This is a genomic window from Bacillus sp. KICET-1 (genome assembly GCF_027721405.1).
GTDB lineage: Bacteria > Bacillota > Bacilli > Bacillales > Bacillaceae > Bacillus > Bacillus velezensis.
In genome coordinates, this window is sequence record NZ_CP113515.1 from 1,058,156 (window position 1) to 1,080,744 (window position 22,589).

General features: G+C 43.6%; 16 protein-coding genes. 14 read left to right on the top strand and 2 right to left on the bottom strand.

What is annotated here, in order from left to right; genetic code table 11:
- Positions 1-102: 102 nt before the first annotated feature.
- The gene (hutP, locus tag OVA33_RS05435; RefSeq protein ID WP_004393292.1) at positions 103-549 is read right to left on the bottom strand and encodes a histidine utilization transcription antiterminator HutP; all 447 of its coding nucleotides are present in this window, start codon (positions 547-549) and stop codon (positions 103-105) included.
- A 241-nt stretch (positions 550-790) separates the two neighbouring features.
- Here hutP and OVA33_RS05440 point away from each other — a divergent pair, with 241 nt between their 5' ends.
- The 4 genes from OVA33_RS05440 to OVA33_RS05455 all read left to right on the top strand — a co-directional run bounded on the left by OVA33_RS05440 (position 791) and on the right by OVA33_RS05455 (position 5,665).
- Complete coding sequence (locus OVA33_RS05440) at positions 791-2,197, top strand: arabinan endo-1,5-alpha-L-arabinosidase AbnB (RefSeq protein ID WP_128974151.1); 1,407 nt, start codon at positions 791-793, stop codon at positions 2,195-2,197.
- A 247-nt stretch (positions 2,198-2,444) separates the two neighbouring features.
- On the top strand, positions 2,445-3,392 hold the full coding sequence (locus OVA33_RS05445) for a HaeIII family restriction endonuclease (RefSeq protein ID WP_128974150.1): 948 nt from the start codon (positions 2,445-2,447) through the stop codon (positions 3,390-3,392).
- A 497-nt stretch (positions 3,393-3,889) separates the two neighbouring features.
- Positions 3,890-5,167: a DNA cytosine methyltransferase gene (locus OVA33_RS05450; RefSeq protein ID WP_065180341.1), complete on the top strand. Its 1,278-nt coding sequence runs from the start codon at positions 3,890-3,892 to the stop codon at positions 5,165-5,167.
- A gap of 87 nt (positions 5,168-5,254) precedes the next feature.
- Positions 5,255-5,665 (top strand): very short patch repair endonuclease, encoded by a 411-nt coding sequence (locus OVA33_RS05455; RefSeq protein ID WP_065180340.1) that lies wholly within the window; start codon positions 5,255-5,257, stop codon positions 5,663-5,665.
- Between the two features lie 5 nt (positions 5,666-5,670).
- Here the strand turns inward: OVA33_RS05455 and OVA33_RS05460 are convergent, their stop codons facing one another.
- Positions 5,671-6,318 carry a hypothetical protein gene (locus OVA33_RS05460; RefSeq protein WP_065180339.1) on the bottom strand — a complete coding sequence of 216 codons (648 nt, stop codon included), beginning with the start codon at positions 6,316-6,318 and terminating at the stop codon, positions 5,671-5,673.
- Positions 6,319-6,972: 654 nt separating this feature from the next.
- On the opposite strand from OVA33_RS05460, the gene OVA33_RS05465 reads away from it, so the two are divergent.
- The 10 genes from OVA33_RS05465 (at position 6,973) to OVA33_RS05510 (ending at position 22,550) form a co-directional block, all read left to right on the top strand.
- Positions 6,973-8,808: a beta-glucoside-specific PTS transporter subunit IIABC gene (locus OVA33_RS05465; RefSeq protein WP_025650033.1), complete on the top strand. Its 1,836-nt coding sequence runs from the start codon at positions 6,973-6,975 to the stop codon at positions 8,806-8,808.
- An 18-nt stretch (positions 8,809-8,826) separates the two neighbouring features.
- Positions 8,827-10,224 (top strand): aryl-phospho-beta-d-glucosidase, encoded by a 1,398-nt coding sequence (locus OVA33_RS05470; RefSeq protein WP_025650034.1) that lies wholly within the window; start codon positions 8,827-8,829, stop codon positions 10,222-10,224.
- An 81-nt stretch (positions 10,225-10,305) separates the two neighbouring features.
- Positions 10,306-10,752 (top strand): universal stress protein, encoded by a 447-nt coding sequence (locus tag OVA33_RS05475; RefSeq protein ID WP_007407802.1) that lies wholly within the window; start codon positions 10,306-10,308, stop codon positions 10,750-10,752.
- Between the two features lie 148 nt (positions 10,753-10,900).
- Positions 10,901-11,812, top strand: coding sequence for a DMT family transporter (locus tag OVA33_RS05480; protein WP_025650035.1), 912 nt, complete (start codon positions 10,901-10,903; stop codon positions 11,810-11,812).
- A gap of 141 nt (positions 11,813-11,953) precedes the next feature.
- Positions 11,954-13,018: a polysaccharide lyase family 1 protein gene (locus OVA33_RS05485; RefSeq protein ID WP_025650036.1), complete on the top strand. Its 1,065-nt coding sequence runs from the start codon at positions 11,954-11,956 to the stop codon at positions 13,016-13,018.
- A gap of 161 nt (positions 13,019-13,179) precedes the next feature.
- Entirely contained in the window at positions 13,180-20,217 is a 7,038-nt protein-coding gene (locus tag OVA33_RS05490; protein ID WP_063636545.1) for a DNRLRE domain-containing protein, read from the top strand.
- The gene (locus tag OVA33_RS05495) at positions 20,214-20,915 is read left to right on the top strand and encodes a DUF7003 family protein (protein WP_394852748.1); all 702 of its coding nucleotides are present in this window, start codon (positions 20,214-20,216) and stop codon (positions 20,913-20,915) included. Before OVA33_RS05490 ends, OVA33_RS05495 begins: the two co-directional genes overlap by 4 nt.
- Before the next feature lie 103 nt (positions 20,916-21,018).
- Entirely contained in the window at positions 21,019-21,693 is a 675-nt protein-coding gene (locus tag OVA33_RS05500; protein ID WP_017418572.1) for a DUF7003 family protein, read from the top strand.
- 104 nt (positions 21,694-21,797) lie between these two features.
- Positions 21,798-22,199, top strand: coding sequence for a hypothetical protein (locus OVA33_RS05505; RefSeq protein ID WP_017418573.1), 402 nt, complete (start codon positions 21,798-21,800; stop codon positions 22,197-22,199).
- Between the two features lie 18 nt (positions 22,200-22,217).
- Positions 22,218-22,550, top strand: coding sequence for a hypothetical protein (locus OVA33_RS05510; RefSeq protein WP_224443211.1), 333 nt, complete (start codon positions 22,218-22,220; stop codon positions 22,548-22,550).
- Positions 22,551-22,589 lie beyond the last annotated feature (39 nt).

A 22,589-nucleotide genomic window follows, 5' to 3' on the forward strand; every position in this document is an offset into this window, starting at 1 on the left:
CCTTTTCCTTTACTTTGGTAAAGCGCCCATACAAAAAGGAGCTATGCCATGAAAATGATATTTCACGCATAGCCCCCTATCATCTGAAATCTATGGGCTGATTCATATGTGATTAATTCCGACCCCGAATGTTTCGTGCTCAAGCCCCTTAATCGGAGCCCCGATCGTGCCGTAAAGTGAAACGGCGATCCAATCGCCTTCCGCCTCGCTTTCATACGGATTTCCCCGCAAGACGGCAAACTTCAGGCCCACGGTACGAAGCAGCGAGCCAAGCAGCATTTCGCCCCGCGTCACTCCGTGCAAAGCTTCCATTGTGGCATGATACAGCGCATGTGATTCGCGATAACCCTCAGATTGAATGACGCCGCTCTTTTTGGAAGCGGTTTCAATTGCAGCTACCACCTTATGCGCATCCATTGAACCCACCCTGCCGAGACAGACTTTCCAGCCGTCCCGTTCCAGCCGGCTGATCTGCTGGTTTTCTTCAGTCTCATGAAGCAGAAGAAGGACGGACAATCGCCCGATGCGGCGGTCTTTGTGTAAGGTCATATATGCTTCACTCAATTCTTAAATATTCTGATAACTAGTAACTGTTTTTTATATTAAGTGTTTGCGAATCAGAAGTCAAAACTTTTTTTCCAGTCTTTCACAAATCAGATTGCTATCGAAGTAAAGCGGTACATCGTGAAGCCGGCGCTGTTGATCACATATTTCCGCCATCCGCGTCATAAAATGGAGCGTTGTCTTGAAAGCGTTTTAAGAAAAGAAGAGAGCGAGGCGATTTCAGAAAATGAAAACCAGTTTCTTTCGTGTGTGCCTGGTCTCAGCAGCGGTCATCGGGTTCACTCTGCCGCAGGCAAAAGCCCAGCATCCGGTTTTTTCAGAGGTCAGCGTGCATGATCCGTCCGTCATCAAAACAGGCAATACATATTATGTATTCGGCTCGCATTTGGCTTCCGCCAAGTCGAAAAACCTGATGCAGTGGCAGCAGATGTCTTCAAGCGTCAATCCCAATAATCCCCTGATCCCGAACGTCTACACCGAATTAAAAGAGACATTCGACTGGGCGCAGTCTGATACGCTGTGGGCGCCGGATGTCGCCCAGCTGTCTGACGGGAAATTTTACATGTACTATAACGCCTGTAAAGGAGACTCGCCGAGGTCCGCTCTCGGTGTCGCCGTGAGTGACAAAATCGAAGGACCCTACAAAAACAAAGGCATCTTTTTGAAATCGGGCATGGAAGGAAAAAGCGAAGACGGCACGACGTATCATGCAAACGTTCACCCGAACGTCGTAGATCCGCAAACGTTTTTTGACCATAAAGGCAAGCTCTGGATGGTGTACGGCTCTTACTCCGGAGGGATTTTTATACTGGAAATGAATCCGAAAACCGGTTTCCCGCTCCCGAACCAAGGATACGGAAAAAAACTGCTCGGCGGAAATCACAGCAGAATCGAAGGCCCGTACATCAGCTACAATCCGGAAACGAAATATTACTATCTGTATCTGTCATTCGGCGGACTTGACACAGCCGGCGGCTACAATATGCGTGTGGCGCGTTCCCAAAATCCGGACGGTCCGTACTATGACGCCGCAGGCCATAACATGCTTGACGCCAAAGGAAAAGACGGCAGTTTCTTCGATGACAAAGCAATTGAACCGTACGGGGTCAAACTCATGGGCGGCTACAGCTTCGCCTCACAATCTGAAAAAGGCACGGGCTACGTCTCACCGGGACATAACTCCGTGTTTTACGACGGGAAAACGAAACGATCATACCTCATTTTCCACACCCGTTTCCCGAACAGAGGCGAAGAGCACGAAGTCAGAGTGCATCGGCTGTACATGAACAAAGACGGATGGCCCGTTGCAGCGCCATACCGCTATGCGGGAGAACCGGATACACACATATCGGCGGCCGCCGCATCCGGAACCTACAAACTCATCCAGCACGGAAAAGACATCACGGCTACGATCAAAACCCCAAAAAACATCCGGCTTAACAACGACGGCACCATTTCCGGGGAAATGACCGGAACCTGGACAATAACGGACAGCAGCAAAGCCCGAATCAACCTGAACGGCACAAATTATGACGGCGTCTTCCTGAAAGAATGGGACTCAGCGAGGGAGAAGGAAGTTGTGACGTTTAGTGTGCTGAGCGGTGATGGGGAGGCTGTTTGGGGAGTGAAGTGAACCAAAAAAACGCCCCTTCTACTTTAAAGAGAGTATATATTCATTTAATATGATCGTATAAACAATGTTCTGATTTATGAACACTTAACTGTTTCTTTTTATTTGAATAATTGAATGAATAAAGGAGCACCACTATAAGTTCTTAGTAAGTAATTAAACAATAATGAGTCAATGTATATGTAAAAACTGGAGAACCTTTAACCAATGAGTTACAATATACATATTCTAATAAAAGAAAGAGGTCAAAATGGGGATTCAGACGAGAAATGGAAAAGCTCTTGAATATGCATTTCTACAATCTTTGAGTAATAGCCTTTGTACTGAACAAATTCAAATTCTTGATTCTGATCAATTAACAACAGCGAGAGATGCCTATTTAGCATTTGATTCAGAAAAAATTGATGACATGAATAAAGCATCCATGGCTGGTGTAATGGAGATTTTAAAGCTAGAACCTGGTCTATTAAATGGAGAGGGACTTCTCTCGTTAGCAATTCAGCAAGATTCTAAAGGGCAAACTGGAGATGTTCGAGATGTTTTAGCAATGCGTGGTTTTGAAAAATGGGAAATTGGATTATCCTGCAAAAAAGATCACAAGGCTGTCAAACACTCGCGGCTATCTGCAAGTATTGATGTAGGAGAATCATGGTTTGGATTTAAATCAACGGATGAGTATTTTAAAAATATTATTCCGTTATTCAAAGAATTAGATGAACTGAAGCAGAAAGGGTTATTTTGGAGGGAACTTGAGAATAAGTCCGAAAATTTTTATAAGCCAGTATTAGAGGCATTAAATAACGAACTCAAGGTGCTAGACGGAATGTATCCAGGTGAAATTCCTAAAAGATTATTAAGTTATTTACTTGGGAGACATGATTTTTATAAGGCCATAGTAGACACTAAAAATAAAACCACTGAGATACAAGCATTTAACCTTTATGGAACGCTAAATAAAATCATACATGGAAATAGACCAAAATTAAGGGTTCCTCAGTTAAAGTTACCAAAGAGATTTTACGATATACATTTTAAAGAAGGATACAATACTACGCTAATAATTGTATGTGATGAAGGCTGGACCATTTCTGCTAGAATACATAATGCAAGTTCTAAGGTGGAAAGCTCTTTAAAGTTAGATGTTCAAATAGCAGGCTTGCCACCTACACTTTACCGACAAGTAGTGTCTTGGAATTAAATCGTTTAGATTAAAAAGGAGGAGATTATCTGACCTCCTTTTTCGTTTGGAATTTTTGTCTTTTACCACTATTGATGGCTTTGTTAATTTAAAATCCGTTTTTTCCATAACATTATAACGATTTCTCCTCTTAATCTAGTGCTTATTTTATTCTTCAAAGTTTCCCCTTGTTTTGCGAGAGATGACAGAAAAATGGTATGGTAGGCTGCTCTTTTCTACAATAAATAACCTTAAAAAATGTTTAATATCATCTCATCCTGTTTCCTTCATTTTCAATGTGTGCTAATTCCTTTCCTATTATATAATTTAAATTATTACATTTTAAACAAACGGGAACACTTGTTTGCTTTAACTAGATGTGTTATATTTGATTTTATATTAATTAGTATTTTAAATTGCAGTTTTTGTTCTATATTTGTTTTAATTTACTATTCGTATTCTCTTCTGGCCTTTTTCTTTATTAAGTGTTAAAATGATCTTAGCATGGAGGTGTAATTATGAAGACTGAAGATAGAGGGCGTGCAAAGTACCGCCCAATGAAAGACTATGATGCCAATGAGGTTAAAGCGCTACTTTTAGATAAAATAAGTATTGAACAAGAAGCTGCTCAAAGACTTGACAATTTTAATGAAAAACCAGAACCTTTATTGTACGATAACGAAAAACTCAACTTGACAAGTTTATTCTCTGGCTGTGGAGGTTTAGACCTCGGGTTTGAATTAGCTGGTCTGGATGCTATAAAAGGAATTAAAACAACCAATGAACTTAAAAAAGATAAAGATTTATTTTTAAAGCATAGAGAAGAAAGCATTTTTCATACTGTCTATTCAATAGACATGTTTAAAGAAGCTAACCAAACATATAAGTTGAATTTTCCACAGCATGTTTTTCAATCTGAAAAGGACATCAGAAAAATTAAATTTTTCCCGAAGAGTGATATTGTATTAGGTGGTTTTCCGTGCCCAGGTTTTAGTGAAGCAGGACCACGTTTAATAGATGATGAGAGAAACTTTTTATATATACATTTTATTCGTTGTTTAATACAATCTAAGCCATTTTTTTTCGTGGCGGAAAATGTTAAAGGGATGCTTACTTTAGGTAAAGGTGAAGTCATTAAGCAAATAATTCAAGATTTTGAATCAGCTGGATATAAGGTTAAATTTAAACTAACAAATGCTAGAGATTATGGAGTGCCTCAATATAGAGAGCGTGTATTTATAGTCGGAGTTCGTGAAGATTTAAACTTTGATTATGAATTTCCAAGTGAGACTCATGGTGAGGGTAGATTACCTTACGTAACTCTTAAGGACGCTATTGGCGATTTAGAAGAAGATCCGGGAGATTGGTATGAAGGTAGCTTCTCTTCTATATATATGTCACGTAATCGTAAAAAAACTTGGAATGATCAAAGCTTTACTATTCAAGCATCTGGGAGACAGGCACCGTTACACCCGGGAGGTAGCCCTATGGTTAAACTAGGAACAGATCAATGGGGGTTTGCTGATGGAATAGAGCTTAATCGAAGGCTGTCTGTTAAAGAAATTGCAAGAATACAGACATTTCCCGACTGGTTTAAATTTTCAGATGGAGATATTTCTAAAGAAATAAGCAAAAATGGACGCTTAAATAAAGTGTATAAACAAATAGGCAATGCAGTACCTGTAGAACTTGCTAGAGCAATTGCTAGACCTATAGCAGAGTGGAGTCATAGAAACAAAAAAGAGTTAACTTCAAAAAGAGAGGAGATTCAACAATTAGAATTGTTTGATAGGTAAAGGGGTCCTTTTGGGATCTCTTTTTTATGTTTAACAATTAATTTGGAGGATATAAAAAAATATACGCAATGAGAAGGAGTGTTGAAGATGCGCAGGGAGACAATAGAGCAGAGAAGGAAAACAATGCAATCAATAAAATCCGAATCAAAGCTAGAACAGAGAATAACTTCTGAACTTTGGAGAAGGGGATTGAGGTTTAGAAGAAATGTTAAGTCATTATTCGGAAAACCTGATATTGCAATAAAAAAGTATAAAATAGTAATATTTATTGATTCATGCTTTTGGCATAATTGCCCCAAACACGGTCATATTCCTAAAAGTAATATACAGTATTGGAACGAAAAACTTCTTAGAAATAAAAGAAGGGATAAAAAAGTAACAAATTATTATTTAGATAATGGTTGGAATATAATGAGAGTTTGGGAGCATGAGTTTAAAACAGATTACAATAAAGTAATAGATGAAATTGAAAGTTTCATTGTTGAGCATAAAAAATGAAGAAGTCACACTAATAAATCATGCGCATAAACATAAAAAGTAAATTCTTCACAAGTGGAATTACTTCTACTTATTTCCTTTTCTAATTGTAAATTAGAATTATAAGATTGAGCATTGTTATATTTAGATATAAATCTAACGCCCGGTATTTCATTATGTGGAGAAGGAAAATGATACATTTTTCTGTATCTAACAATGCCATCCTGAAAGGATCCGAATTTTTTTTCTTGGCTATTGCGATGTGTAAAAGACAGGTTTCTATCATTGTTGAAAAAGTCACCATCTACTAATGTAAAATCTTCTAGGTAGCCAAATTGCCTGTCCTTTATGTAACGAGCTATTACATAATAACATTCTCTTTCTTCATTATTATGTAAATAACCCCCACAAGGGATAGTAGAGTTAAATTGAATTAAACCTTTAGTTTTTGTAGACTTCAACTCAAAGCCCACATTTTGAACAATAAAATCTGGATGGGAGTTCGATCCTAAAGTAAGAGGGTTTAGATCTTTCAGACCATCTAAAAACCAATTGCTTAAAAGTTCAGAGCTCTTCTCTAAACGTATGTTAGGATTTCTGTGTTTATACAATTTTTTGCAACAACGATCAAATACTTCTATAGCTATTTTCAAATCATCTTCTTTAGTCTTCATAATTGATTGTCCCACCTATCTTTTTTATAGAATATCATAACCTACTTTAATTTTATAAATCAATTTATTTAAAAAATTAAAGTAGAGGATTTGATAGGTCTTTTTATCCGAATAACCTATCATGAAACATGGTAACAGTCTAAATAGGCCCGATTTTACTTAGAAGGTGATGCCTCATGCTGGCAGTAATGAGCGCGTTACATTCGGCAAGAACTGACTATGCTATGGAACAAGAGCTTAGATTATGAGCTGTAACGAGCAAATATGGAATAACAAATTAGAAATGTTTTTTAAATGTATATTAGTGGTTGCCCTTTATAAAAACTCAAAAGAAGTGCCTTTTGAGTTTTCACCTAAACTATTTAAAGAACAATATGTAAAAGGATCTCACTTTTAAAAATGTAAGCGTTGACACCCAATAAATCCAGTGCTAAAGTATACATATCAACCCAATATCATTCACCCAGGATTGTTACTGCAAACCGCAGGCAAAACCTAAATTGCGTCAGACAGGGGGAGACCCCCGTGTTCTGTGCAGTTTGGGTTTTTTTTATACCCTTTTTTCGGAGGTGATGCTGATTTCATAACAAAAAAGCCGGAGAAAGGCGGCCACCTTTCGTCCGGCAGTTCCCCCATTTTTAAGGAGGTATACTCATGGACTATCATAAAATATCAAAAGAGATTTTACAACTTGTCGGCGGGGAGGAGAATGTTCAGAGTGTCATCCATTGCATGACGCGGCTTCGTTTTAATCTGTATGACAATGCGAAAGCAGATCGGAGCGGGCTGGAACAGACGGAAGGCGTGATGGGGACAAATATCAGCGGCGGGCAGTTTCAGATCATTGTCGGCAATCATGTGCCGAAGGTGTATCAGGCTTTGATGGAGAGCAGCGGGCTCAGTGATGAAAGCGCAAACAAAACATCGAAACAGAAGAAAAATGTTCTGAGTGCTGTATTTGATGTGATTTCCGGCGTGTTTACGCCGATTCTGCCGGCCATTGCCGGAGCCGGCATGATAAAAGGGCTTGTCGCGCTAGCGGTGACATTCGGCTGGATGTCGGAGAAGAGCCAGACTCACAGCATTCTTACGGCTGTCGGTGACGGTGCGTTTTATTTTCTGCCGCTTTTGCTTGCAGTAAGCGCGGCGAGAAAATTCAGATGTAATCCGTACGTGGCGGCCGCTGTGGCGGGTGCGATCCTGCATCCGGATTTAACGGCCCTGCTTGGAGCAGGGAAAAGCATCTCCTTTATCGGTCTTCCTGTAACCGCTGCCACGTATTCATCGACAGTTATCCCGATTTTGCTGGCGATCTGGCTGATGTCCTATGTGGAGAAGGGAATTGACCGAATCACTCCTTCATCTTTGAAATTGATTGCCGTTCCGATGCTTACGCTTGTGATCGTCGTGCCTGTCACCCTGATCACAGTCGGTCCGCTCGGCGCGATTCTCGGGAATTACCTGTCTGTCGGCGTCAATGATTTGTTCAATCATGCGGGCATTGCCGCGATGATTCTGCTTGCCGGCACGTTTTCGCTAATCATTATGACGGGGATGCATTATGCGCTTGTGCCGATCATGATCAATAACATTGCCCAAAACGGACATGATTACATTCTGCCTGCGATGTTTTTGGCGAACATGGGGCAGGCCGGCGCGTCATTTGCGGTTTTCTTGAAATCAAAAAACAAAACCTTCAAATCACTCGCGTTTACGACGAGCATTACGGCATTGATGGGCATAACCGAACCTGCCATGTACGGCGTCAACATGAGATTGAAAAAACCGTTCGCGGCTGCATTAATCGGCGGCGCGGCAGGCGGTGCTTTTTACGGTGTAACGGGTGTCGCTTCCTACATTGTGGGCGGAAACGCCGGTCTGCCGAGCATTCCGGTCTTTATCGGGCCGACGTTTCTTTACGCGCTGATCGGGCTTTTTATCTCGTTTGCGGCGGGTATGGCGGCGGCACTTCTGATCGGGTTTGAGGATGTACAGTCCGAACGGGACAAAGCATCTGAAACGCCGGGTGTGACGGCAGGCGGAGAAATCATTCACAGCCCGATTAAAGGCGAAGTGAAAGCATTAAGCGAAGTGAACGACAGCGTCTTTTCCGGTGGAATGATGGGAAAAGGTTTTGCGATTCTGCCTGAAGAGGGCGCGGTGGTTTCTCCCGTAGAAGGCAGGGTGACAGCCGTATTTAAAACAAAGCACGCCATCGGCATTACGAGCGCCCGGGGAGCCGAAATTCTCATTCATATCGGGCTTGATACGGTACGGCTGGATGGCAGGCATTTTGAAATGCACGTCAAAGAAGGCGATGCCGTCGCACCGGGAGATCTGCTGATTACTTTTGATATCGAAGAGATAAAGGCTGCCGGTTTTGACGTGATCACGCCGGTCATCATTACGAATACGGATCAATATTCATTTACAGACGTGAAAAAAAGCGGAATGGTCAAACCGAACGAAGCGCTTCTGGCGTTATCCTGAAAAAGAGGTGGAGAAAACATGAAGAGATTTCCGGAAGGTTTTTTATGGGGCGGCGCAACGGCTGCCAATCAGATTGAAGGAGCTTATAAAGAAGGGGGCAAAGGACTTTCTACGGCGGATGTCTCCCCGGACGGCATTATGTCTCCGTTTCATGAGACGGACGATGCGCTGAATCTGTATCATGACGCGATTGATTTTTATCACCGCTATCAAGAGGATATCGCCCTGTTTGCGGAGATGGGCTTTAAAGCGTTCCGGACCTCCATTGCGTGGACGAGAATTTTTCCGAACGGCGATGAAACAGAACCGAACGAAGAAGGGCTGCAATTTTACGACCGTTTGTTTGACGAATTGAGAAAACATCAGATCGAACCGGTCGTCACGATTTCTCATTATGAGATGCCGCTCGGTCTTGTGAAAAACTATGGCGGCTGGAGAAACCGCCGGACGGTCGATTTCTATGAGCGGTACGCCCGGACTGTTTTCACACGTTATAAAGACAAGGTGAAATATTGGATGACCTTCAATGAAATCAACGTTGTTCTTCATGCTCCGTTTACAGGCGGCGGTCTTATATTCCGGGAAGGCGAAAATAAACAAAACACGATGTACCAAGCGGCCCATCATCAATTTGTGGCGAGCGCGCTGGCGGTAAAAGCCGGCCACGAGATCATCCCGGATTCCCAGATCGGCTGCATGATCGCCGCGACGACGACGTATCCGATGACGCCGAAGCCGGAGGATGTATATGCGGCTTTGCAAAAAGAGCGGAGCACGCTGTTCTTTTCTGATGTGCAGGCGAGGGGCAGCTATCCGGGCTACATGAAGCGCTTCTTTAAAGAAAACGGAATTACGATCGAGATGAAGGAAGGAGACGAGGCGCTCCTGAAAGAACATACGGTGGATTACATCGGCTTCAGCTACTACATGTCGATGACGGCCAGCACGGCGCCTGAGGATCTGGCGCAATCTAAGGGAAATCTCCTCGGCGGCGTGAAAAACCCGTACCTGAAATCTTCCGAATGGGGCTGGCAGATTGATCCGAAGGGCTTGCGCATCACCTTAAACAAGCTGTACGACCGTTATCAGAAACCGCTCTTCATCGTCGAAAACGGGCTCGGCGCGGTTGATCAGCCGGAGGAGGACGGAACCATTCAGGATGATTATCGAATCAATTATCTGCGTGATCATTTAATAGAGGCAAGAGAGGCGATTGAAGACGGCGTCGACCTGATCGGCTACACGTCGTGGGGGCCGATTGACCTCGTCAGCGCCTCAACGGCAGAAATGAAAAAACGCTACGGCTATATCTATGTCGACCGCGGCAATGACGGAAAAGGCACGTTTGAAAGAAAGAAAAAGAAAAGTTTTTATTGGTATAAAAACGTCATCGCCACAAACGGAGAAAGTCTGTAAGCGTAATGTTCCGGAGAAAGCCGGCAAAATTGACATTCAGCAAAGAGAGGAGGACAATAAAAGCAGAAAGGCGGGATTCATATGTTTAAAAAAATTCTTGCAGCAGTAGACGGTTCAGACATGAGCAATAAAGCCCTGGACGCAGCGATCCATCTGGCGAAAGAACAGCAGGCTGAACTCACCATTCTCTATGCGGGACGTGAAGCCGTTGTCTCCACATCAGCCTTAACAGGGATTGTCTATGTTCCGGAAAACTTCATTGAAGACATTAAACATGAAGTCGAGCAAAAAGGAGCGGCCATTCTGGAAGATGCCAAGCAGAAAGCGGCTGAAAGCGGGGTAAATGCGGAAAGCCTATACGTCCAAGGCGAACCTGCGCATCAAATTTTAAACATAGCGAAAGAACAGCATTTCAATCTGATTGTCGTCGGAAGCCGCGGAATCAGCGGATTTAAAGAAATGATGCTCGGAAGCGTGAGCCATAAGGTCTCACAATTGTCTCCTTGTCCTGTACTGATCGTTCATTAAACAGAAGACCCTGCTGATGCGGGGCTTTTTTTAATGAGAAAAGACCGCCGTCTTTCGAAAAATAGGATGAAATCTTCCTCTGAATCAAGTAAAATGGCTGTTAGTATTTGTCTGAATAAACAGTCAATGATATGGGGGAAGCGAATCAATGCAAGCTGAACAAACATCAAATGCCGTCATCAAAATGGTCATTTCCATGGTCATTTTCGGATCAATCGGCTTTTTCTCGGAACATACGAATGTGCCTTCAATTGAACTGGTCTTTGTGAGATGTCTGTGCGCCTCATTGTTTCTGGGCGTTTGCTGGTTTGGTTCCGGACGGTATCGCACCGAACAATGGAACCGGCGTGAGGTGCTGCAGACACTGGCCTGCGGATTTTTTCTCGTGCTGAACTGGGTGTTTTTATTTAAATCATTTGAGGAGACATCAGTGACGATAGCGATTTCCGTTTATCATCTGGCTCCGGTTCTTGTCCTTCTCCTAGGGAGCCTTATATACCGGGAAAAACTGCATCTCATATCCGTCACTTCCATCGTGATTTGCTTTCTGGGCACCGCCCTGATTTCCGGCATCAACGGAAATACATCATTTTCTCAGCTGATGGGATCGGGTATTATTTGGGCCGTGCTGGCCGCCCTTTTTTATGCTTTTACGACACTGGCCGGGAAAGGTATCAACAGTCTCAGCCCATACGCCGTCACCTGTTTGCAGACCGGATTGGGCGTTATCATTCTTCTTCCGTTCGTCCGTTTCGGCGCTTTTTCTGATTTGTCGCATGTGAATTGGATCATGATTGTGTCAACCGGTATCATTCATACGGGAATTGTGTATTTGCTCTTTTTTGACAGCTTGCGGTTTTTATCCACCCGGTTTATTTCAATCATCGTATTTCTTGATCCGGCGGTGGCGATTGTGCTTGACACCGTATTTACGGGATTTCGCCCCGACCTTTATCAATCTTTGGGGATTGTATTGATTTTTGCGGGAATGGCGCTGTCCCTGATTCGAAAGCAAAAAGCCGTGCCGTCGGAAACTCAGGCAGACAGCACCCGTATATAGGCGGCCGTACCGGCTGCTTTTTTTATTTTGGGGCTATTCAGCCATAACGAAAAAGCAGACAAACAGATCATGGAAAAAGGGGATAGTAATTGTATAATACTTCTTGTGTTTACAATTTAAGAGATTAAAGGAGTGAAGGGCATGATAAACAAGACGCGTCATCTCGCTTTCTTGGCTGCACTCGGCTTTGCGCTTTGTCTGGCCATCGTATGTTCCGTATCAAAGCAGGCAGAAGCGGCAGCGGCTTATCCGGATGTGATGCAGGGACTTACCGGATTCGCGGGAAATGCGAAGGATCATAACGGAAAAGCAAAATCCGCCGTATCGGGAGGCCAGGGCGGCCCCGTCGTCTACGTCAGCAATCTCAATGATTTGAAAAACAATGCGGGCGGAACGGATCGCAAAACCATCGTCATCACAAGTGATATTTCTTCCCCGGGTAAAGCCGTTGTGACAGTCGGCGCCAATAAAACCATCGTCGGCTCTTATACCAGCCACAGGCTGACCAACATCTATCTGACCACCGGCTCCGGCTCAAACAATGTGATTTTCAAAAATCTCATTATCAGCCATAGTGCCGCCATTACGGGCAACAACGACATTCCGATGTACATAGCGAACGGACAGAATTACTGGATTGACCACGTGTGGTTTGAAGGACACAGCTACAATCCGAACAGCCGCAGCGATTTGGGAAAGCTTCTGTATGTCGGCGCCAAAGCGGATTTTGTGACGCTGTCTAACTCTAAATTCACAGACCATCTGTACGGCCTGATTCTCGGTTATCCGAATGATGATAACGAAGGGCGCAATTATATCGGCTATCCGCATATGACGATCACCAACAACTATTTTAATAACGTCTATGTGCGTTCACCGGGCCTGATGAGATACGGCTATTTTCATGCGAAAAACAACTATGTGACCAATTTCAATTTAGGATTCACCATTCATACAAACGCGACTGTCTTCTCAGAAGCCAACTATTTCGGCAACGGAAATGAAAAAGGCGGAATGATAGACGACTACGGGACCGCCCAATTCACTGACACCGGTTCATTCCCGTCGCTCAAAGCCCCGAAATCACCGCGCACCGGCTGGAATCCGAGATCAAATTACAGCTATGGCACCCTTTCAGCCCAGGACGCCAAAAACTTCGCCCAATCCTACGCGGGAGCGCAAAATACAAATCTCCGCTATCCATAATACGAAAAACCGCCGGCAGCCGGCGGTTTTTTTATATGAATAAAAGGTTCAAAATTCCTATAATCCTTAAAATAACCTTAAATACCTAGGAAAATATTGATAAACAATTTCAATAATATTACTATTGTTAAGCCTAAATTACAAAAGAAGGAGGAGAACCTATGAAAATAGGAAAAAAGAACAAGTGGAAAAAGTGGCTGGCCGGCACTCTTGCGGCAACGCTGATGATTTCCATTGCGCCTGCCGATGTGTTTGCGGCAGAAACGCGTGATAAACAAGTTCAAGCGAAAACCGCCGCCATTCCGGCCGCAGACCCGGAAAAAGATCTTCCGGCGGAAAAAGCATCTGAGCAGATGCCTTTTGATCAAAAAGATATCAATCAAGACGGTGAGATCACGTCTGAAAGAACTGAGAATTCAAAGCTTTACTATGAAGGCGAGGGTGTGTACAAACAGGAAATCTACACAGACCCCATTCATACGAAAGAAACCGCCAATGCGGACTGGGAAGACGTTTCTCCTGAATTGAAAACCGGCTCAAAGGAAGTCGGGACGGAAAATACAGTGCTGAACTCCGATTTTCTGAAGCAAATGAAAAACGGATTATACGCTACATTTGAACACGATGATCATAAGCTCACATACTCATTAACCGGCGCAAAAGGCCCCGATCAGGCTGCAATTACTCCGACAGATGCCTCAGCAAAAGTAAGGGAAGACAGCAACGAGCTTACGTATCAGCAAGTGTTTCCTGCAATTGATTTACAAACCTACACATTTAACGAAAACATAAAAGAAGACCTTGTGCTTCACAAATATGAAGGCTACAATTCCTTCACCTTTCAAATCAAAACCGACCTGCAGGCTAAAGAACAGGAAGACGGCTCGATCGCGTTTTCTGATGATAAAGACAATGTCGTCTACACCGTGCCGAAGCCCTTTATGACCGACTCAGATCTCGACGAAAAGTCAGGTGAAGTCAACAGGTCAGAAGATGTCAGCTTCAAACTTGAAAAAAACAGCGAAGGCTACTTGCTCCATGTAACGGCCGATGAAAAATGGCTGAAAGATCCCAAGCGGGTTTATCCGGTATCTATTGACCCTTCAACATCAGTATCTGTGTCATCCGATACCTTTGTCATGAGCGCGTACCCGACGACAAACTACTCTGCCGCATCGCAGAAATGGGATGCCGGATTGAAAGCGTACGTGCTGAAAACTGGATATTATGACGGTTCAACCGGAACGAACTACGCTTTTATGAAGTTTGATAATCTAAAGCCGATCAAAAACATGACGGTGACGAAAGCGACGCTCAAAGCATACACAGCCCACTCCTATTACGGATCAAAGGCGACGGGGCTTTGGCTCGACACCGTTAACAGCAATTACGACAATGCCAAGATTACGTGGAAGAACAAGCCGGGCTCCAAAAACATCGGCAAAGCCGAGGTCTATAAAGGCCAATGGGCAAGCTTCGATGTCACCTCCGCAGTCAAGTCGTGGAATAGCGGCGGCGCCAATTACGGCTTTAAGCTTCACGCAAACGGCAACGGAAAAGAATATTGGAAGAAACTGATGTCATCAGCAAACTCTGCTAAAAAACCATACATTGAAGTGACATACACGATTCCGAAGGCGGACACGCCGTCTGTCAAAGCGTATCATAACGGAGATTCGACAGGATTTTTCAATATCAGCTGGAAAAAAGCTGAAGGCGCCAAAAGCTATAAAGTGTGGCTTTATAACGGGAAAGAATATCAAGCCATTCCGGTCGGCAATGCAACCTCTTGGAGCACAAGAGGAAAAAAGATTTGGCCGACAAAAGCGGAAATCGACTCCGGCAAATATAAGCTGCATACAGACGGAAAAGGCGGAAGTGAATTAGCGCTTAATCCTTCGCCGGTCTATAAAAACTCCGGCGGCAGCTATCCGGCAAGTAAAAATTACTGGGTCGCGGTCAGCGCGGTGTTTGACCAAGGAGAAGGCGCCATGTCTGCGGCCGCCAAGCCCGTCATTCCGAATATTGGCAGAGTTCAGAGACCGAGCACGAAAGGCTTTAATAACAACAACGCCACAGGCTGGTTTGATCTTTCCTGGAAAGCCGTATCAGGCGCTGCCGGGTATAAAATGCAAGTTTATAACGGCAAAAGCTTTGAAACGCTTGACCTCGGAAATAAAACATCCTGGTCCACAAAAAATCAAAACATCTGGCCGACAAAGGCGGAAATCAGCGCCGGAAAATATGCGCTTCACCTGAAAGACAAAAAAGGCGCGGAATTGCCAATCAACCCGGGCTCTGTTTATAAAAACGCCGGCGGAGATGCGAACCGGAAAACCTACGGATTTAAAGTCATTGCCTATAACAAAGACGGAGAAGCGATCGCCTCACCGGAAGCGAGTCCGGCGCTGCCTGATATCGCAAAGCCGAAAAACCTGACAGGCTACGTCTATACGAACACGAAATCCAGCCAAACGGGTTATGTCAATCTCATATGGGATAAGGTGAAAAACGCCAAAGGCTACAAAATCAACATCTACAACGGAAAAGACTATCAATCATACGATATCGGTGATACCGATCATTGGACGACCCAAAACAAACACATCTGGCCTTCAGCCGATGAAGTGAAAGCGGGAAGATTCCAGCTTCACACGGACGGAAAGGGCGGCGAACTGGCGCTTGACCCTTCACCTGTTTACGAAAACGCAAACGGCAATTACAAAGGGAAGAAGAACTATTCCTTTACGCTGACCGCCTATGACGCAAACGGTGACAGCATACCGACGGCACCTTTTAACCCTGTTTTCCATGAAGGGGCGGAATTCCTCGGAACGGAAGAATTCTGGTCTATTATCGACATTCCGGACGGACAGCTGAACGGCGCAACGGGAAATGTCATCGTCAATGAAGAAGATATGTCAATCGACGGACGCGGACCGGGGCTCGGACTCTCCCGGACCTTCAACAGCCTTGACAGCTCTGACCATATGTTCGGCCAAGGCTGGTATGCCGATGCGGAAACGTCGATTCTTTCTGAAGACGGCAGAGCCGTTTATATTGATGAGGACGCGACAACACATGTCTTCACGAAAAAATCTGACGGCACGTATCAGCCGCCGACGGGCGTTTATCTCGAACTGACGGAAACAAGCGATCAATTTGTATTAAAAACAAAAGATCAGACGAACGCTTATTTCAGCAAAAAAGGCGGCAAGCTCCAAAAAATCGTTGACGGACACAACAACACAACCGTATACGAGTATAACGACAGCAATCAGCTGACCGCCATAACAGACGCATCAGGGCGCAAGCTGACATTTACCTATGATGAAAACGGCCATGTCACATCTCTTACAGGGCCGAAAAACAAAAAGATTTCGTATTCATATGACAAAGACCTTCTCAAAAAGGTGACGGATACTGACGGCAGCGTCACAAGCTATGACTACGATGACGAGGGGCGCCTCGTCAAGCAGTATTCCGCAAACAGCACGGATGACAAACCGCTGTTCACTGAATACCAATATAGCGGCCACCGCCTGGCCAAAGCCGTCAATGCGAAAAAAGAAACGTACGACTACAGCTATGACGCGGACAAAAAAACGCTGCTCATGACGCAGCCGAACGGCCGCCAAGTGCAGTACGGCTATAATGAGGCGGGCAACCCGATTCAGATGATCGATGATGCCGAAGGGCTGAAAATCACGACCAACACTGTATACGAAGGCAACAACGTCATTCAGGACACCGATCCGAACGACGCGGATACGGGCAAAGCGACAGAAAGCTATCAATATGATAAAGACGGCAACGTCACAGCCGTAAAAGACAACTACGGCACCGAAACGTATCAGTACAACAAAAACAATGACGTAACGAAAATGAAGGACACCGAGGGGAACGTCACTGATATTGCGTACGACGGACTGGATGCCGTTTCTGAGACGGATCAAAGCGGAAAATCCTCATCCGCCGCCGTTTATGACAAGTATGGGAATCTCATTCAATCAAGCAAAGAGCTGGCAGCTTCGGCAAGCCTGCTGAAAGACGGCAGCTTTGAAGGAACAAAGCTGGGCTGGAATCTCACCGCTACGAGAGACAGCGGAAGTATTGCATCTGTAAAAGCAAGAAGCGGCGCGCTGTCCGGACAAAAAGCACTGGAGATCTCCTCACAATCCGCTTCAGCCGGAACAGAGCACGGCCATGCGTCCGCAACGCAGGAAGTGCAGCTTGAGCCGAATACGACGTATACACTCAGCGGCCAGATCAAAACGGATCTGACAAAGGCAAGAGCGTATTTCAACATTGATCTGCGTGACAAAGACCAAAAACGCATTCAATGGATTCACAATGAATCAGGCGCATTAGCCGGAAAGAATGACTGGACGAAACGGCAGATCACCTTTACAACACCGGCCAATGCAGGAAAAGCCATCGTCTATATGGAAGTGGACCATAACGACAAGGACGGCAAAGGAAAAGCGTGGTTTGATCAGGTTCAGCTGGAAAAAGGCGAAGTCTCTTCAAGCTATAACCCGGTGCAAAACAGCAGTTTCACGGCTAAAGCAGACGGCTGGAGCACAAGCGGAGCCGCCGCTGACCTTGATGAAGGCTTCGATGATGACAGCTCATTAAAAGCGTCCCGCACAAATGCATCACAAGCCAATGCGGCCGCAAAACAAACCGTTACATTAGGCCAAAGCGCGGACGATAAGCCGGTATATATCACGCTGACAGGAATGTCCAAGGCTGACGGTGTAAAATTAACGAACGACAATGATTACGCTCTTCAGGCCGGCGTCACTTATGCGGACGGAACGACGGGCGTCTACACCGCCAAATTCCCGCAGGGGACCCAAGAATGGAACCGGGCAGCGGCAGTCATTCCGAAAACAAAGCCGATCAATAAAATCGAAATCAGCATTCTGTTCCAAAAAAGCGCCATAGGAACGGCGTGGTTTGATGATATCCGTTTAATCGAAGGAAGCATCCTGACGAAAAACACCTATGACGAAAAAGGAAACTACGTCACAAAAGAAGAAGACGAACTAGGTTATGCAAGCACTGCTTCATATGACGAGACTGGCAAGAAAACATCTGAAACCGACGCGAAAGGCGAAACAACCGCCTACGAATACGATCAGGCCGACCAGCTGACAAAGCTGACCCTGTCAAACGGCACATCCATCCTTCACAGCTATGACAAGGAAGGAAATGAGCTGACAAAAACGATTCGGGCCGGCACGGACCAGACCTATCAATATGAATATGACGTCATGGGCAAGCTCGTCAAAACAACCGACCCGCTCGGCAATGTACTGAAGAGTGAATATGACGCCAACAGTAACTTGACGAAAACCGTTTCCGCCAACGGCAATGAAGTGTCGCTGACCTATGACGGCACCGATCGGGTTAAGTCAAAAGCGTATAACGGCACTGAAAAATATAACTTTACCTATGACAAAAACGGCAATGAAACGTCTGTCACAAACAAAGAACAAAATACAACGAAAAAACGCACCTTTGACAACAAAAACCGCCTGACCGAATTAACCGACCGCGGCGGCAGCCAAAGCTGGACGTATCCGGCTGATTCGGATAAGCTGAAAACTTTCTCATGGAGCCACGGCGGCCAAAAAGGAACAAACAGCTTTACGTACAACAAACTTGATCAAATGATTGAAATGAAAGACGGCACTTCAGCCTATACATTTGATTATGATGAAAACGGCAATGTCCAGACATTCATCAGCGGCAATGAAGTCGGCACGAGTTTTTCATATGATGAGCGGAATCTCGTCAGCTCTCTTCATATCGGAACGAAAAACGGCGGCAGCATCTTCCGGGAAAGCTATGAATATGACGCCAACGGCAACCGCACGGTCATCGACAGCTCAGCGGGCGGAAAGGTGCAGTACGAATACGGCAAGCTCAACCAGCTCGTCAAAGAAACACATGAAGACGGCACCGTCATTCAATATACGTACGACGGCTTCGGCAACCGGACAAACGTCACCGCCACAAAGGACGGCGCAAGCAAATCAGTCAACGCATCCTTCAACATCATGAACCAGCTGACGAAGGTGAATGACGAAGACCTGTCCTATGATAAAAACGGCAACCGCACATCGGACGGCAAATACACATATACGTGGGACGCAGAAGACAACCTGACCGCCGTCACGAAAAAAGGCGAAGACAAGCCGTTCGCAACATACAAATACGATGAAAAAGGAAACAGAATCCAAAAAACCGTCAACGGAAAAGTTACGAACTACTTCTACGACGGAGACAGCCTGAACGTCCTGTATGAAACAGACGCCGACAACAACGTCACAAAATCATACACGTACGGTGAGAGCGGCCAGCTGTTATCCTATACAGAGAACGGCAAGAAATATTTCTATCACTACAACGCACACGGCGACGTCATCGCCATCTCAGACAGCACCGGAAAAACCGTTGCCAAATATCAGTACGATGCATGGGGAAATCCGACAAAAACCGAAGCAAGCGACGAAGTAAAAGACAACCGCTACCGCTACGCAGGCTACCAATACGACGAAGAAACCGGCCTGTACTATCTCATGGCCCGCTACTACGAGCCAAGAAACGGCGTATTCTTATCACTAGACCCAGACCCGGGCAGTGATGGGGATTCATTGGATCAGAATGGATATACTTATGGAAACAACAACCCAGTGATGAATGTTGATCCGGACGGGCATTGGGTGTGGCTTGTGGTAAATGCCGGATTTGCAGCCTATGATGGGTATAAGGCATATAAATCAGGTAAAGGGTGGAAAGGTGCTGCTTGGGCAGCTGCTTCTAACTTTGGGCCCGGGAAAGTGTTTAAAGGTGCTAAGAAGGCTTTAGGATTTGCGAAGGCCGCCAAGAAGTATTTAAAACCTGGTAAATACGCTAGAAGGTCAATTCCTGCAAGAAGTACAAGTAGCAGGTTAAATAAAAAGGAAAGAAGAGTATTAAACAAAATTGGGAATAAATATGGCTGTCATACTTGTGGTAGAAGGCACCCTGGAACTAAAAGCAGAAATTGGATTGCAGATCACCAACCAGTATCAAAATTAAGGAAGAAAGGCCAGCGACAAAGGCTATATCCTCATTGTCAAACTTGTTCACGAAAACAAGGAGGATATACTAGTGCTATTCTAAGAAAAAGACATCAACGGAGGTGAGGCTGTTGGGTGGAAAAAAAGAAGCCATTCTCGCATTGCTTAACGATTCATTCAATAAGGAAGAGTTTCCGTTTCTTGATAATGAGAATTTTGACTTCGCAAAAGGGAAGCTTTCGATTTTTATTGAAAGAGATAACTGGCTTTTAACGTTTCAGCTGTTTGGATTGTCGAGATTGGGACCAGCTATTGATTTTTATGCGGTAGGTAATCAATTAACAAATAATGAAGTAAGTTTTTTAGATGATGAACCGTTTTTATTTGCAGATGAAAAAGGAAATTTTCTGGAATTGGAAGATGTAGAATCGGGTTTTACAAGTAAACAAATCAATGTGTCTCTTAGAGAGAAAACATTTCAATTTTTTATTGAGCAGGAAATAAAAGATAAGATTTCCCCAAAGAATGAATGGATTACATGTTTGAGGCATATGACCAAAAATAGATTATTTCTTGACACACTTTGGCTGACGAAACAAGAACAACTGGAAATAGCGGGTCTCTCTTCGGAGTATGAACAATTATATTCAACAGAATTATGGATGCATCCAGAAGGAGAAAAAGATTTGCCTAGTTTGTCTCCTTTCTTTCAATCAATTGCCGAAGCAATTTCCCGTCAAGAGATAGCATATATTCAAAAACATGCTGATGGTAACACAGAGTGGCCAAAATGGGCACACGCAGATTCTGTTCAATACTTTTGAAGATATTATAGACATGCAGTAATTGGAAATAATCCGTTATATATTAAATAAATTATTATGTGGAAGATAAAATATAAAAATAATTTAATAAGGAGAATGAATTTTGATTAAAAGTAAAGAAATTCTTAGCCTATTAGATGATGAATTTAGTGAATTAAACCGACCAATTTTTGAATGGCGTGAATCTAATTATGTTGGGAGTAAATGTACCTTATTAAGATTAAATGATGACAATTGGTTACTGGCAATTCATTGCTTCGAAGTAGATTCTAAAGGACCTTTTCTGGCTATTCATACCTATAGTAACTGTTTTTCAGACAACTACAAATCGATAATAATTGATGACTTCGCCTTAAAGACTGAAGCAGGTGAGAAAATAACATATCGTGAAAGTGATTTTCAACAATTAAGCGAAGTAGTGGAAATTGAAATTAAAGAGTCTCGTTATTGCGTAAATATTCACCAAAGAAATGAATTCCAAAAGAGTACAAAAGAAAGGGCTTGGAAAACTTATTTCAGGAATTTGTTTGAGGATGCTTCTTTTAGAGAGGCGCTTTGGATAAAGCCAAACAAACTATTAAATATACTGGATCTAAAAAGCGAAGCAGAAGGAGTGTTCGAAACAGAGGATTGGGAATATCCTGATTACCTAACAGATCCAAGCCAATTAATTTCTTTTCAATCATTTGCGCAATATCTTGAAAAAGGCGCAGGTTCAGTTGATCTAGGTGAAGTAAATAACAACTGGAGGGAGTGGGAGGATTACGATATAGAGTGAGTTGATGAAGGAACCCTTTTTTAACCTCTGCGCTTACAGAATTCAAACACGATATTATTCAGGATATGAGCGGTATGAAATAGAAAAGAAAGAAGGCCGTTCTATTGGGTTATTGGGAAGAAGAATATAAAAACAAGAAAGTGTTATTGAGTGATGAAGGCTTAGATATATGTTTTGATGCGGTAGAAAAATTTTGTGAACGATATAAGAGGGATCTGGATAGAGAACCGATATTAGAAGAATTCTTAGCAACTTTAGTTACCGTTATGAATACAAATGGAGATTCTTCTTTCACGGAGTTAGTTGATAAGCGAATAGTAGAAATAAAGGCAACGACCAGGAAAGCGAAATCAATAGCTAAAGTAGTACCGGGAGCTGTTATTAAATACCTTTGGATAAGATCGGGAAGTATACTTATGCTTGGGTTATTGAAGGTGATCTATCAAAAAATAAAGACGATGACATTCTTATTCAGTACTATAATATTTTTACTGAAAATACTCTGAGAAGAAGTTATTCGTCTAATGAAAGAAGAAAATAAGAAAATATTTGCGGCAAATACCGGGTATACAGGTTTTCTTCAAGGGGATTGGACAGTAATATCCAAGATGCCTCAAGAGATAATAGAGAAAAACAGTAATTCTCAACTAAAATTTGTTTTATATGAAGACGGTAAATATCTCATAAGTGAAGGCGATTCATTTGCATCAGAAGATGAATTAGCAGAGGCAGATGAGAAAACAGGCAAGAACATCCCTAACCCATTGGGTATATTTGGACATTCATCTGTAGAATCTATTCTTTATAAATATTTTGAAGGGATGACAATGGAGGAAATCATAAAGTATGAATTGTAAAAGACAGATTTCTTACATTCGCTTGTACAGATACTGACA